Here is a 13,156-nt window from a genome sequence, read left to right as displayed (position 1 = left end):
GGCTTGCCCCGCCGAACCCGGCCCGGCTAGGGTTTTCCGCAACGGAAACAGGGGTGTGCAATGCGTCGAACGGCCAAGCGGGTCTGCAGTCTGGCAGCGGGGGGGCTGGTTGTCCTGGCGCTGGCCCAGCCTCTGGCGGCGCGGCCCGGAGCCGACGCAGGCGCGCCGGCGACGGCAGCCACGGCGGCACCGGCCATCGTGTCGCGAATCCAGGTGCTCTACGATCCGGTCAGCCGCTCGGTCAGCCGCCAGAAGGTCTCGGTCGTCGATCCGCATCCGGAGCTGAAGCTAGAGTTTCTCTGGGAGCCGGCGAGCGGCAACTGGCCCGGCGTCGATGCCGAGGGCCTGGCCAGCGGCCCCGGCGTGCTGACCTGGCGGGTGCCGGGCACCGCCAGCTATGATCCGCGTGCCGTGCATGACCGTTTCGAGGGGACGTTGAAGGCCGGTGCCTATGACGGGCCGGGCCTGCTGACCCGTCGCGACGGCAGCCGCTGGGAAGGAACCTGGGTCGCGGGACTGATGGAGGGCGACGGCAGCCACCGCGACGCCGAAGGCAATCTCTACGAGGGCCCGTTCCACAAGGGGCTGGCCGAGGGCACCGGCACCTGGCGCTCACGCGAGGGCTGGATCTATACCGGCGGCTTCCGGGCCGGGCTGCGCGACGGCAGCGGCGAGATCACCCTGCCCGGCGGCCAGCGCTACGAGGTGGTGATGCGGCGCGGGGTCGAGATGTCCTCGACCCGACCGGCCGAGATCACCGACAGCACCCTGGCCGGTCTCCTGCCCGCACAGGGCGGCGGCAGCGCCGGCAAGGTCTCGATCTCCGTCGTCACCGATCAGCGGATCGCCCAGAACCAGGGCGTGCCCTATATTCATTACCTCGGCGACGGCGCCCTGCAGATCTATCCGCAAGACGAACACCTCGCCGCCGCATGGGCCGGCAACGGCACCGCCCAGGTGCCCTACCAGTTCTTGGAGAACACCCGCCAGGACTGGCAGGACACGCGGGCTTTCCTGAGCATCGACCTGGCCACGGACGACGCCTCGCGGGTCCGGATCGAGAGCCTGAAGCTGGCGGTGGACTATTCCGAGCCGCATCTGCGCCCGATGCTCAGCGTCGCGGAGCACCAGGGCTGCATCGGCACCCAGCCGGATTTCGAGATGACCAACTACGGCTGGGGCCCGGTCGAGAACCCCAGGCTGCGGGTACGCTTCGCCAATCCGGATACGCTGAACTACGAGAACATCCCGGCCACCCCGGCCACCGCCGCCTATGACGTGCCGATTTCCGGTTTCGACCAGGGCACCGATGTCGATCTGCGCGACGTCCTGACCCGCGCCGGGGTCGATCTGGCCACGCTCTCGGGGCACCGGTTCACCTGTCCCAGCTATGACGATCTCGACCGCTGCCGCGCCAATCTCATCGCCTCGGTGCCGATGGGCGAACTGACCGGTTTCGTCGGCGGCGGCAGCAACCTGCAGACCGTGGCGCTCGGCGAATTGACCTATGACTGGACCGATGCCCGTGGCGAGGTCCAGACCCTGACCGAGACCTTCCACACCTATATCAACCTCGCCCGGATCGAACTGCCCGACATGATGGCCGAGATGGGTGCCGGCGGCCCCTATGCCACCCAGGCGCCGCAGTTCCAGGAGATCAAGCTGCGCGATCAAGGCACCGATTACGCCATCGACCTGCCGATCCGCGGCAATCCCAATATCTCGACACTGCGTGCCCAGGTGCAGCTCTGGGCCGAAAGAAGCTCGCTCCATGCGATGCATGTCGAGGCGACCTTTGCCGATGGCTCGATCCGCAATTCGCTGCCGATCTACCTGTTCTACATCAGCCCGCGCACACCGGAATTCGTCTCGTCGATCCGGCCCGGCGCCTGTTTCTGAGCCGGATCGACCGACCCCGGCAGCGAGGTTTCGGGCTGCTCTCTCGCCTGTACCGGCGCCTGCCGGGCACCCTGCCCGCCTGACCCGCGAGCAAGACGGTTCCCCTGACCCGCCCGATATGCGATGCCCTACCGACCCTGCCGCATGGCCCCGCGGGGCCTGCAGCCAAGAAAGATCGACGGACCGGCGATGCCTGCGCCTCTTCCACATTCCGACCGAGCACCCCCGTCCGGGCCGCCCGAGGATGCGCCCGGCGGGCGGCTGGTGCAGAGACTGCGGCGGCTGGCGCCGATGCTGCTGGCCGGGGCGTTCTTCGTGCTGGGCCTGCTGGCGCTGCGGCATCTGCTGGCCGAGACCAATCCGCGCGCGATCCTGGTGCAGGCGGCGGCGGTGCCCTGGATCGACCTGGCGGTGGCGCTGGCGGCGACCGGGTTCGGCTACGGGGCGCTGATCCTCTACGACCGGGTGGCGCTGGACTACCTGGGCCGCCGGGTCCCCGCCCGCGCCGTCGCCCTGGGCGGGTTCCTGGGCTACGCCTTCGGCAACACGCTGGGGATCAGCGCGATTTCCGGCGGCGCAGTACGGTTCCGGGTCTATTCGGCCTTCGGCCTCGGCGCGCTGGACGTGGCCGGGCTGTCGGCCTTCATCTCGATCGCCGCCGGGCTGGGGGTCAGCGCCATCGGTCTGGCCGGGCTGATCTGGGCCCCCTCGGCGCTGGCGCATCTGGTCGATCTGTCCCCGGCCACGACCCGGCTGCTGGCGATTGCAGCACTGGCGGCCCTGGGCGGCGGGCTGGCCTGGCTGTCCCTCGGCGGCCGGACCCTGCGGCTGAAGGGGCTGGAGATCGCCGCCCCGGCACCGCGCATCGTTCTGGCGCAGCTGGCCGTCACCGTGATCGACACCAGCTTTGCCGCCCTGGCGCTCTGGATCCTCCTGCCCGCCGGGGCACCCGATTTCGCCAGTTTTCTGCCGATCTTCGCCGCCGGGATGATGATCGGCGTGGTGAGCCATGTTCCGGGCGGCATCGGCGTCTTCGAGACCATCGTGATCGCCGCGATGCCCTCGGGCCCGCCACTGGCGCAGGTCACCGCGGCGCTCCTGCTGTTCCGGGTGATCTACTATCTCCTGCCCTTCGCCCTGGCGCTGGTTGTCCTGGCCTTCAACGAGGCGCGGCTGGCCGGCGGGGTGGCGGCACGGATCTTCGGCGAGATCAGCGCCCCGATGCGGCCCGCGGTCGCCTCGCTGAAGGCGCTGATCCCTTCGCTGACCGGGGTCGTCTCGCTGGCGGCGGGGGTCTATCTGGTGCTGATCGCGCTGATGCCGGCGGTGCGGCCGCATACGATCGACCCGAGGGACATTCTCGGCGCCATCCTGCTGGAAGGCGGGGCGGCGCTGTCGGCGATGATCGGCGTGGTGCTGGTGATGCTGTCGCAGGCGCTGATCCGGCGGATTTCGGGCTCGTACTGGCTGCTGCAATCCGGTCTGCTGGCCGGGGCGCTGGTCTCGGCGCTGAACGATTTCGACATCGAATCCTCGGCGCTGCTGCTGGTTGTGGCGATCATCCTGACGCCGTTCCGTGGCCAGTTCACCCGGGCCGCAAAGCTGACTCGCGGCGTGCTCTCGCCGGCCTGGTTCGCGCTGGTGCTGGCGATCGTGCTGAGCCTGGCCGGGTTCTTCTTCTTCATGCATCGCGCGACACCCTGGTCGGGCTCGCTCTGGACCGAATTCGCGGGCGGCTCGGACACGCCGCGCAGCCTGCGGGCCGGGCTTCTGGCCTCGGCTCTGCTGGTGCTCGGCACGGTCTGGCTGGCGATGCGCCCCGTGCGCGCCCATACCCGCCGGCCCGAGGGCGCGGCGCTGGACCGGGCCCGCGCCGTCATCGCCGGCAGCGACGAACCGATGGCCTGCCTTGCCCTGACAGGCGACAAGGCGCTCTATTTCGACGAGTCCGACCGCGCCTTCATCGCCTATGCGGTGCAGGGCCGGTCCTGGATCGCCCTCGGTGATCCGGTCGGCCCGGCGCAAACGGCGCGGGACCTGGCCTGGGCCTTCTTCGACGAGGCCTGGGCCGGCAACGGGCGACCGGCCTTCTATGGCGTTTCGGACCGTTACCTGCCGCTCTGGGTCGAGATGGGCTTCACCCTGCACAAGCTGGGTGAAGAGGCCGTGATCTCGCTGCCGGATTTCTCGCTCTCCGGGTCGGGTTTCAAGACCATGCGGGCAGCGCATAACAAGGCGCGCAAATCCGGCCTGGCGCTGGAGGTCCTGCCACCGCCGCATGCGCCCGCCCTGCTGGCCGAACTGGCCGAGGTCTCCGAGGCCTGGCTGCGCGGCAAGACCGGGGCCGAGAAGGGATTCTCGGTGGGCCGGTTCACGCCGGCCTTCCTGAACGAGGGCCCGGTGGCCGTGGTCCGGCGCGAGGGCCGCCTGCTGGGTTTCGCCACGGTTCTGGCGCCGGGCACCGGCCAGCATCTGGCTGTCGATCTGATGCGCTACCGACCCGAGGAACGGGGAATGATGGAGTTCATCTTCGTCAGCCTGCTGGAGCATTACCGCGACGCAGGCGCCCAAAGCTTCAGCCTGGGTATGGCGCCATTGTCGGGGTTGCAGACCCGGCCGGGCGCCCGGCTCTGGACCCGGTTCGGATCGATGATCTTCCGGCACGGCGGGCCGATCTACAATTTCGAGGGGCTGCGCGCCTTCAAGCAGAAGTTTCGGCCCGACTGGCAGCCGCGGTTCCTGGCCGTGCAGGGTGGAACCCAGCCGCTGCTCTGGGTGCTGACCGATGCCACGGTGCTGATCGCGGGCGGGGTGCGCGGGATCGTCGGGAAGGGCCGCGGCGGATAAGGGCGCGGCGGGTCCGGTCTCGACCCCGGCCGGCGGTTGTCCCTGCCCCTAGCGTCGCGCCAGAAGCGCCGCCACCCCCGCCAGCGCCACCACCGCGCCGGCCATCACCGCGATCCAGCCGAAGAACCACATCTGCCCGGCCAGGGCATCCTCGGCATAGGAGGCGGCGAAGCGGGTCTTGCCGATGAAGGTCACGGCGCCGGCGCCGGCCAGAGCGACCAGTCCCAGGCCCGCCAGCAGCCCGGGCCGCAGCTGCAGCGCCAGCAGGGCCAAGGCCAGCGCCGCGCCGATCATGGCGCCGAGCCAGCCGACCTTGACGGCCCACCAGGGATGCGCGCCCAGTGCCGCCGTGCCGCCCAGCCAGGCGAACCCCGCCACTACCACAGCCGCGATGCCGACCGGCAGCAGCCCGCGTCTCAGCCCGTCCATCCGCCTTCCCTTCCCCTCAGCCATCATTGTCCCGCGCCTTCCCGAAAGCCTCCCAGCCCATCCGCCAGCGGGTGATCGAGGTCAGCAGGCAGGCGGCGGCAAAGCCATAGGCCAGCCAGGGGAAACTGCCGGGGATCAGGCACATGGCGACGAAAAGCGCGATGGTCTCGGTGCCCTCGGTCAGACCGCCGAGATAGTAGAACCCCTTGGCAGGATAATCCTCGGTCTTCAGGCCGCGCCGCTCGGCCAGCACCGCGAAGGCCAGAAAGGACGATCCGGTGCCCATGAAGGCGGCGATCAGCACAGCGGCGGGCAGCGCGTTGCGGGCCGGCTCGCAGAGCGCGAAACCCAGGGGCACCAGCGCGTAGAAGAAGAAGTCCAGCGCAATGTCCAGAAAGGCGCCCCGGTCGCTGGGCCGGGTCATCCGCGCCATGGTCCCGTCCAGCCCGTCGGCGATCCGGTTCGCGGCGATCAGCACCAGGGCCAGCACCGTCCAGCCCATCGCCAGCGCCGGGACCGCGAGGATGCCGAGGCCGAATCCCGCCACCGTCACATGATCCGGATGCACCCCGCGTGCCACGAGGACCCGCGCGACCGGGGTCAGCACGACCTTCACCGTGGGCAACAGATAGCGGTCAATCATCGCCGTCGGTCCCGGTTGCGGGCCGCAGCGAGGCCGGATCCCCGCCGCGCCGCCAGCGGTGGAACCGCTCGGCCAGCGCCAGCAGCCGCGGGTTCACATGCTCGCGCTTCCAGGCCCCGGCCGCGTATTTGTTGGCCTCGGCCATGGTCGGATAGATATGGATCGTGCCGAGTATCTTGTTCAGCCCCAGCCCCTGTTTCATCGCCAGAACATATTCGGCGATCAGCTCTCCGGCATGGGCACCGACGATCGTCACCCCCAGGATCCGGTCCCGTCCCGGCACGGTCAGCACCTTGACGAACCCCGCCGTGGCGCCATCGGCAATCGCCCGGTCCAGCTCTGCCAGCTCGAAACGGGTCACCTCATGCGCGATGCCCTGTTCCTTCGCTTCGGCCTCGGACAGGCCGACCCGCGCGACCTCGGGGTCGCAGAAGGTCGCCCAGGGGATCACCCGGTAATCGGCCTTCACCCGCCAGAACGGCGCCAGCAGGCCGTTGACCGCGGCAAACCAGGCCTGATGCGCGGCGGTATGAGTGAACTGATAGGGGCCGGCCACGTCTCCTGCGGCCAGGATGTTGGGATAGAGGGTCTGCAGCCAGGCGTCCGTCTCGATCACCCTGCCGGTGGGAATGCCCAGCTCTTCCAGCCCGTAGCCCTGCAACCGCGCCGCGCGGCCCACCGCGACGATCAGTTCGTCGAAGACGATGCGCCTGCGGGCGCCATCGGCTTCGACCTCGATCCATTTGTCGCCGCCCTCGACCCCGCAGGCCAGCGCCTTGTGGCCGGTCAGCACCTTGACCCCGTCGGCTTCCAGCGAGCGGCGGACCAGGGCCGAGACCTCCGGGTCCTCGCGCGGCAGCAGCCGCTCGCCCATCTCGATCTGCGACACCTCGGCACCGAGCCGGGCGAAGCCCTGCGACAGTTCGGTGCCGATCGGCCCGCCCCCCAGCACCGCGATCCGGCGCGGCACCTCGGGGCGGCCGCGCAATGCCTCCCACAACGTGTCCGAGGTCAGCGGATCGACGGTATCGAGCCCCGGCAGCGGCGGCATGAACGGCGCCGCGCCGGTGGCCAGGACGATGGCGCGGGCGGTCAGGCGCGTGGTGCCCTCGGCACCGGTGATCTCGACCGTCCAGGGGTCGATCAGCCGGGCCCGGCCAAGACGGACCTCGACCCCCAACCCCTCGTAGCGCTCGACCGAGTCATGCGGGGCGATCCCGTCGATCACCTTGTGGATGCGTTCCATGACCTCGGCAAAGCGGAGCTTCGGCGCCGGGGCCTCCAGCCCGTAATCGGCGGCATGGCGTTGCAGATGCGCGGCCTTGGCGGTGGCCAGCAGCGCCTTGGACGGCACGCAGCCGTAGTTCAGGCAATCGCCGCCCATCCGGTGCGATTCGATCAGCGTCACCTTGGCCTTGGTGGCGGCGGCAATATAGGAACTGACCAGCCCGGCGGCCCCGGCGCCGATGACGATCATGTTGCGGTCGAACCGCGCCGGGCGGCTCCAGCGGGCATAGACCCGGCGACGCTTCAGCAGCCGCAGCGCCGCCCGGGCAATCCAGGGGAAGATGCCCAGAAGCGCAAAGGAGCCCAGCAGCAGCGGCGAGGCGAGCCCCGAAAGGCTGTCGATCTGCGCCAGTTGGGTGCCCGCGTTCACATAGACGGCAGTGCCCGCCAGCATTCCGACCTGGCTGACCCAGTAGAAGGTCCATGCCTTGATCGGGGTCAGCCCCATCAGCAGGTTGACCGCAAAGAACGGCACCGCCGGGATCAGCCGCAGGGTGAACAGGTAGAAGGCGCCATCCCGCGCGACGCCCTGCCGGATCGCCTCGATCCGGCCTCCCAGACGCGCCGCCACCCAGTCGCGAAACAGCCAGCGGGCGGCCAGGAAGGCCAGCGTGGCGCCAAGAGTCGAGGCGAAGGAGACCAGCAGCAGCCCCTGCCAGAATCCGAACAGCGCCCCGGCGCCCAGGGTCAGCCATGTCGCCAGCGGCAGGGAAAGCGCGGTGGTGACGACATAGAGCCCGAAGACCCCCGCCGCCAGGGCCAGAGGATGCGCCATCCGCCAGTCCTGAACAGCCGCCAGCCAGCCCCGCAGGGTCTCGAGTCCGACCGGATAGCGCCACAGCAGGGTGAGCCCGACAACGATCGCCGCCAGCAGCACCGCCAGAACCGGACCCCGCCTCATGTCCGGTGACCTTGCAGATGCGGGCCGCCGCCGGAGGCCGCTTTCGGGAATGGATTGATTGTCACGTGGTGCCTTGTCTGACCGGCTGGCCGGGTCGCATTGTCTGTATGTAGCATGGTCTCCACTTCGTTCGGAACTCTGCGTTCGTTACAGCCGCCAAGTCCAGAGACGCCGAATTTTCCGCGGCCCTGGCCTGCGCGGTCGCCCGTGCGGCCCGGACCGGGTGGCAGGGCCACGCCAGCCCGGCAGCGCGGGCTTTGAACTGCGGGCCGACCGGGCTAGGTTTGCAGACACAACCGATCAACGAACCGGGACAGGCAGGGCATGGATATCGGCAGCGGCAGGATGAACCGGCGCAGGGCATTTCTGGGGCTGTCGGCGGGCGCTCTGGCGGCCTGTTCGGGCGGCGTGCGCGAGATCGGCGCCGGGCTCGCCTTGCCGCGCCGCACCGGCGAGGCCTTTCCGGCCCAGCCCAACCCCGGGTTCGACGCCTGGCTGGAGGGTTTTCGCGTCCGAGCCGCCGCCAAGGGCATCTCCCCCGCCACTCTGTCTTCGGGGCTGCGTCACGCCGCCTTCCTGCCCGGGGTGATCGAGCGCGACCGCAACCAGACCGAGTTCAAGCGCTCGCTCGAGGATTACCTGGCCATCGCCGCCTCGCCCGAGCGGGTCTCGATGGGACGGGAGGCGCTGCGCCGGCATGGCACGGTGCTGGGCCAGATCGCGCAGAAATACGGTGTCGAGCCGCATATCGTCACCGCGATCTGGGGGCTGGAGAGCTTCTACGGCACGAGACGCGGCGAGGTGCCGGTGATCTCGGCCCTGGCCACGCTGGCCTATGACGGCCGGCGCGGCAGCTTCTTCGAAGGCCAGTTGGTCGCGGCGCTGAAAATCCTGCAGAACGGCGACGTGACCGCCAGCCGGATGACCGGTAGCTGGGCCGGGGCGATGGGCCATACCCAGTTCATCCCGACCTCCTATCTGGCCTATGCGGTGGATTTCCGCGGCGACGGGCGGCGCGACATCTGGTCGGACGACCCGACCGACGCGCTGGCCTCGACCGCCGCCTACCTGTCGCGCTCGGGCTGGACCAGGGGCCAGCCCTGGGGGGTCGAAGTGCAGCTGCCCGAGGGTTTCGAGGGCCCCTTCGGGCGCGGCACCACCCGCAGTCCCGGGGACTGGGCGGCAGCGGGCGTGCGCGACATGGACGGGCGCAGGGTGCCCGACCACGGCGCCGCCTCGATCCTGCAGCCGGCGGGTCCGCGCGGCCCGGCCTTCATGGTGTTCCGAAACTTCACCGTCATCACCCGCTACAACAATGCCGAAAGCTATGTGATCGGGGTCGGGCATCTGTCCGACCGGATCCTGGGCCGGCCGCCGATCCGGGGCGGCTTTCCGCCCGATGCCGCCGGAATGACGATCGACGACCGGCAGCGCCTGCAACGCCGGCTGACCGCCCGGGGCTTCGACACCGAGGGCGATGACGGGGTGATCGGCCCCAAGACCCGCGCCGCCATCAAGGCCTATCAGCGCGCGTCGGGGCTGGCCGTCACCGGTGAACCCTCGCTGGACCTGCTGGCGCGGCTCGGATAGCGCGACCTTCTGCCGAAACTGCGGGTTCCGCTGTGTCAGCCTGACGCAGATCAATGTATTGCCGCCCGGCCTTTCCTATATTGCCTCCCCAAGCCCCGCCGACGATCCGGGGGGCATCGACTGATCGCACCCGAAAGGCCTGGACGGAATGCAAGACTCCGATCCCCTGACTCCTCCTCCCGGACAGCCCTGCGGAATCGTCCGGTCGGTACGGGGCGCGGTCGTGGATGTCGTGTTCGACGGCGTGGAACTGCCGCAGGTCAATTCGGCGCTTCTGGTGATGTGGGACCGGCCGACGCCGTTGATCCTGGAGGTTCACAGCCATCTCGACCTGACCACGGTCCGCGCGGTGGCGTTCCAGTCCACCGCCGGGCTTTCCCGGGGCGTCCCGGTCCGTGCCACCGGTGCACCGGTCAAGGTGCCGGTGGGCGAGGCGGTGCTGGGCCGGCTGCTGGACGTGGTCGGCAACACGCAGGACAACGGCCCGGCCCTGCCCGCCGATACCCCGCGCCGCTCGATCCACGCCAACCCGCCCTCGCTGGGTGCTCAGACCCGGACCACCGAGATATTCGAGACCGGAATCAAGGTCATCGACCTGCTGACGCCCCTAGCCCAGGGCGGCAAGGCGGCGATGTTCGGCGGCGCCGGGGTCGGCAAGACGGTCCTGGTGATGGAACTGATCCGCGCCATGGTCGAGAAATACGAGGGCATCTCCGTCTTTGCCGGGGTCGGGGAACGCTCCCGCGAGGGTCATGACCTGCTGACCGAGATGCAGGGCTCGGGGGTGCTGGAGCGCACCGTGCTGGTCTACGGCCAGATGAACGAGCCGCCGGGCGCCCGGTGGCGGGCGCCGCATACCGCGCTGACGATCTCGGAATACTTCCGCGACCAGAAGCACAGGAACGTGCTCCTTCTGATGGACAACGTCTTCCGCTTCGTTCAGGCCGGGGCCGAAGTGTCGAGCCTCCTGGGCCGCCTGCCCTCGCGCGTCGGCTATCAGCCCACGCTGGCCAGCGAAGTCGCGCATCTGCAGGAGCGGATCGCCTCGGTCGCGGGCTCGGCGGTGACGGCGATCCAGGCGGTCTATGTGCCCGCCGACGATTTCACAGACCCGGCGGTGACGACGATATCGAGCCATATGGACTGCGTCATCGTGCTGAGCCGGGCACAGGCGGCGGAAGGCTTCTACCCGGCGATCGATCCGCTGGGCTCGTCGTCGATCCTGCTCGATCCGCTGGTTGTCGGCGACGAACATTACCGGATCGCCGAGGCGGTGCGCCAGGCGCTGGCGCGGTTCCGCGAACTGACCGACATCATCTCGCTGCTGGGGGTCGAGGAACTGGGCGCCGCCGACCGGCTGATCGTGAAGCGGGCCCGTCGGCTGCAACGGTTCCTGACCCAGCCCTTCATGGTGACCGAGGCCTTCACCGGCACGCCCGGCGCCAGCGTGGCGCTCACCGACACGCTGGCCGGATGCCGGGCGATCCTGGATGGCGTCACCGACGACTGGTCGGAAAGCTCGCTCTACATGGTCGGGACGCTGGCCGATGCCGAGGCCAAGGAGGCCAGGGCGAAACGCCGCGCCGCCGCGCCCGAAGCCGAGGAGGCAGCACCGTGAAGCTGTCGATCGTCACCCCGCTGTCGGTGGTCCTGGAGACCGAGATCGACAGCCTGCGCGCCGAGGACATCAGCGGCAGCTTCGGCATCCTGCCGGGCCATGCCCCCTTCCTGACCACGCTGGCGATCTCGATCGTCAGCTGGCGGCGGGCCGAGGTCGAGCGGTTCTGCGCGGTGCGCGGCGGCGTGCTGACCGTGACCGATGGCACAAGCGTGGACATCGCGACCCGCGAGGCGGTGCTGGGCGACGACCTGGCGACGCTCGACCGCGAGGTGCTGGCCCGGTTCCAGTCCGACGCCGATGCCGAGCGGGTCGAACATGTCGAATCCATGCAACTGCAGTTGAACGCGATCCGCCGCATGGTCGAACGCCTGCACCCGGTCTCGACGCCACGGGGGTTCCAATGACGGAAACGAAACCACAGGATCCGGAAGACGAGCCGCTGGTCCGCGAGACCCGTCTGCGGCGGCTTCGGCACGAACTCTGGCTGCGCGAAGGGGAAATGTCCGTCGGGCGCCGGCTGGCGCAAATCGGCGTGCTCGGCTGGATCATCGTCGCCCCGACTCTGGCCGGGCTGTTCCTCGGCCGCTGGATCGACAACCGGTTCGGCTCAGGGATCTTCTGGACCGGCCCCGGCCTGGTGCTGGGCCTGTGCCTTGGCGGCTGGACCGCATGGAAATGGATGAACGCGCGATGATCGATCCTGCCACCCTGCCCTATACCGTCACCCTTCCGGCCTGCTTCCTGGGCGGGCTGGTGCTGGGCTACATCTACTTCCGCGCCCTGCGGCTGACCGCCAATCTGATCGTCAGCCACGGCCACCCACTGCTGGGGCTGGCCCTGACCTTCGGGCGGCTGGCGCTGCTGGGGGCCGGGTTCTATGTCGCGGTGCTGGCCGGGGCGCTGGCGCTTCTGGCGGCTTTGGCCGGGGTGCTGGGCGCCAAGGCGCTGATGCTACGCCAATACAGGGAGGCCGGGTGATGGACTCTCCGCTCGATTCCGTCGCGCTGTTCCACATCGGCCCGGTGGCGATCACCCAGGCCATCCTGACCACATGGGCCATCATGGCAGTGCTGGTTCTCGGCGCCTACCTGTTGAGCCGCAACCTGGTCCTGATGCCCAGCAAGCGCCAGGCGGCGCTGGAACTGATCGTCTCGACCATCGACATCCAGATCCGCGAGACCACGGGCGCCGAGCCGGCCCCCTATCGCGGCTTCATCGGCACGCTGTTCCTGTTCATCCTGGTGGCGAACTGGTCGTCGCTGCTGCCCGGGGTCGAGCCGCCGACGGCCACGCTGGAAACCGACGCGGCGCTGGCGGTGCTGGTGTTTCTCTCGGTGATCTGGTTCGGGGTCCGCGGCACCGGCTGGGGCGGCTACTTCCGGTCCTTCGCCGCACCCAATCCGGTGATGATCCCGCTGAACATGATGGAAAGCATCACCCGGGTCTTCTCGATGTTCGTCCGCTTGTTCGGCAACGTGATGAGCGGCGTCTTCGTCATCGGCATCGTCGCATCGCTGGCCGGGCTGCTGGTGCCGATCCCGCTGATGGCGCTCGACCTGCTGACCGGGCTGGTCCAGGCCTATATCTTCGCGGTCCTGGCGATGGTCTTCATCTCGGCCACCGTCGAGGACGGCAGGCCCGAGACGGCCGACGCCGACCCCTCCACCCCCTCAAGAGAAATGGAACGCTGATGGACTACCTCTCAATTGCCAGTATCTTCTGCGCCGCATTCGCGGTGTCGTTCGGTGCGCTCGGCCCGGCCCTGGCCGAAGGCCGCGCGGTGGCCGCAGCGATGGATGCGATCGCCCGCCAGCCGGAAGCCGGGAACACGATCTCGCGCACCCTCTTCGTCGGGCTTGCGATGATCGAGACCACCGCGATCTACTGTCTGGTCATCGCGCTGCTGCTGCTCTTCGCCAACCCGCTGCTGGGCTGATCC

Annotated in this window: 12 protein-coding genes; 9 read left to right on the top strand and 3 right to left on the bottom strand. The window is 69.4% G+C overall.

Annotated features, from left to right (window positions below; all coding sequences use genetic code 11):
- The first annotated feature begins 60 nt into the window (after positions 1-60).
- Positions 61-1,899 (top strand): MORN repeat-containing protein, encoded by a 1,839-nt coding sequence (locus tag NUW50_RS05815; protein WP_258288120.1) that lies wholly within the window; start codon positions 61-63, stop codon positions 1,897-1,899.
- A gap of 189 nt (positions 1,900-2,088) precedes the next feature.
- Positions 2,089-4,746 carry a bifunctional lysylphosphatidylglycerol flippase/synthetase MprF gene (mprF, locus tag NUW50_RS05810; protein ID WP_258288119.1) on the top strand — a complete coding sequence of 886 codons (2,658 nt, stop codon included), beginning with the start codon at positions 2,089-2,091 and terminating at the stop codon, positions 4,744-4,746.
- A 48-nt stretch (positions 4,747-4,794) separates the two neighbouring features.
- Here mprF and NUW50_RS05805 read toward each other — a convergent pair whose 3' ends face one another.
- Genes NUW50_RS05805 through NUW50_RS05795 form a run of 3 tightly spaced genes read right to left on the bottom strand, consistent with a single transcriptional unit; the run spans position 4,795 to position 8,006 of the window.
- Positions 4,795-5,175 (bottom strand): hypothetical protein, encoded by a 381-nt coding sequence (locus tag NUW50_RS05805; RefSeq protein ID WP_258288118.1) that lies wholly within the window; start codon positions 5,173-5,175, stop codon positions 4,795-4,797.
- A 16-nt stretch (positions 5,176-5,191) separates the two neighbouring features.
- A complete protein-coding gene (locus tag NUW50_RS05800; RefSeq protein ID WP_258288117.1) occupies positions 5,192-5,818 on the bottom strand; it encodes a CDP-alcohol phosphatidyltransferase family protein in 627 nt (208 codons plus the stop codon).
- Positions 5,811-8,006 carry an FAD-dependent oxidoreductase gene (locus NUW50_RS05795; protein ID WP_258288116.1) on the bottom strand — a complete coding sequence of 732 codons (2,196 nt, stop codon included), beginning with the start codon at positions 8,004-8,006 and terminating at the stop codon, positions 5,811-5,813. Before NUW50_RS05795 ends, NUW50_RS05800 begins: the two co-directional genes overlap by 8 nt.
- Positions 8,007-8,330: 324 nt before the next feature.
- Here NUW50_RS05795 and NUW50_RS05790 point away from each other — a divergent pair, with 324 nt between their 5' ends.
- The 7 genes from NUW50_RS05790 to NUW50_RS05760 all read left to right on the top strand — a co-directional run bounded on the left by NUW50_RS05790 (position 8,331) and on the right by NUW50_RS05760 (position 13,153).
- The gene (locus NUW50_RS05790) at positions 8,331-9,596 is read left to right on the top strand and encodes a lytic murein transglycosylase (protein ID WP_258288115.1); all 1,266 of its coding nucleotides are present in this window, start codon (positions 8,331-8,333) and stop codon (positions 9,594-9,596) included.
- A gap of 148 nt (positions 9,597-9,744) precedes the next feature.
- A complete protein-coding gene (gene atpD, locus NUW50_RS05785; protein WP_258288114.1) occupies positions 9,745-11,214 on the top strand; it encodes a F0F1 ATP synthase subunit beta in 1,470 nt (489 codons plus the stop codon).
- Positions 11,211-11,621 carry a F0F1 ATP synthase subunit epsilon gene (locus NUW50_RS05780; RefSeq protein ID WP_258288113.1) on the top strand — a complete coding sequence of 137 codons (411 nt, stop codon included), beginning with the start codon at positions 11,211-11,213 and terminating at the stop codon, positions 11,619-11,621. The genes atpD and NUW50_RS05780 overlap by 4 nt, the downstream gene beginning before the upstream one ends.
- Complete coding sequence (locus NUW50_RS05775; protein ID WP_258288112.1) at positions 11,618-11,911, top strand: AtpZ/AtpI family protein; 294 nt, start codon at positions 11,618-11,620, stop codon at positions 11,909-11,911. The genes NUW50_RS05780 and NUW50_RS05775 overlap by 4 nt, the downstream gene beginning before the upstream one ends.
- Entirely contained in the window at positions 11,908-12,195 is a 288-nt protein-coding gene (locus NUW50_RS05770; RefSeq protein ID WP_258288111.1) for an ATP synthase subunit I, read from the top strand. The genes NUW50_RS05775 and NUW50_RS05770 overlap by 4 nt, the downstream gene beginning before the upstream one ends.
- A complete protein-coding gene (locus tag NUW50_RS05765; RefSeq protein WP_258288110.1) occupies positions 12,192-12,908 on the top strand; it encodes a F0F1 ATP synthase subunit A in 717 nt (238 codons plus the stop codon). Before NUW50_RS05770 ends, NUW50_RS05765 begins: the two co-directional genes overlap by 4 nt.
- Positions 12,908-13,153, top strand: a complete 246-nt coding sequence (locus NUW50_RS05760) for a F0F1 ATP synthase subunit C (RefSeq protein ID WP_258288109.1) — start codon at positions 12,908-12,910, stop codon at positions 13,151-13,153. Before NUW50_RS05765 ends, NUW50_RS05760 begins: the two co-directional genes overlap by 1 nt.
- The last annotated feature ends 3 nt before the right edge of the window (positions 13,154-13,156 follow it).

This window comes from Frigidibacter sp. ROC022 (genome assembly GCF_024723735.1).
In the GTDB taxonomy this organism is placed as follows: domain Bacteria; phylum Pseudomonadota; class Alphaproteobacteria; order Rhodobacterales; family Rhodobacteraceae; genus SLM-1.
This window is presented reverse-complemented; position numbering and strand designations above follow the sequence as displayed.

Excerpts from the sequence above, each read along its gene's own strand:
- NUW50_RS05760 (WP_258288109.1), top strand. The coding sequence starts at position 12,908 with ATGGACTACCTCTCAATTGCCAGTATCTTCTGCGCCGCATTCGCGGTG.
- mprF (WP_258288119.1), top strand. The coding sequence starts at position 2,089 with ATGCCTGCGCCTCTTCCACATTCCGACCGAGCACCCCCGTCCGGGCCG.
- NUW50_RS05775 (WP_258288112.1), top strand. The coding sequence starts at position 11,618 with ATGACGGAAACGAAACCACAGGATCCGGAAGACGAGCCGCTGGTCCGC.
- NUW50_RS05795 (WP_258288116.1), bottom strand. The coding sequence starts at position 8,006 with ATGAGGCGGGGTCCGGTTCTGGCGGTGCTGCTGGCGGCGATCGTTGTC.
- atpD (WP_258288114.1), top strand. The coding sequence starts at position 9,745 with ATGCAAGACTCCGATCCCCTGACTCCTCCTCCCGGACAGCCCTGCGGA.
- NUW50_RS05805 (WP_258288118.1), bottom strand. The coding sequence starts at position 5,175 with ATGGACGGGCTGAGACGCGGGCTGCTGCCGGTCGGCATCGCGGCTGTG.
- NUW50_RS05770 (WP_258288111.1), top strand. The coding sequence starts at position 11,908 with ATGATCGATCCTGCCACCCTGCCCTATACCGTCACCCTTCCGGCCTGC.
- NUW50_RS05790 (WP_258288115.1), top strand. The coding sequence starts at position 8,331 with ATGGATATCGGCAGCGGCAGGATGAACCGGCGCAGGGCATTTCTGGGG.
- NUW50_RS05815 (WP_258288120.1), top strand. The coding sequence starts at position 61 with ATGCGTCGAACGGCCAAGCGGGTCTGCAGTCTGGCAGCGGGGGGGCTG.
- NUW50_RS05800 (WP_258288117.1), bottom strand. The coding sequence starts at position 5,818 with ATGATTGACCGCTATCTGTTGCCCACGGTGAAGGTCGTGCTGACCCCG.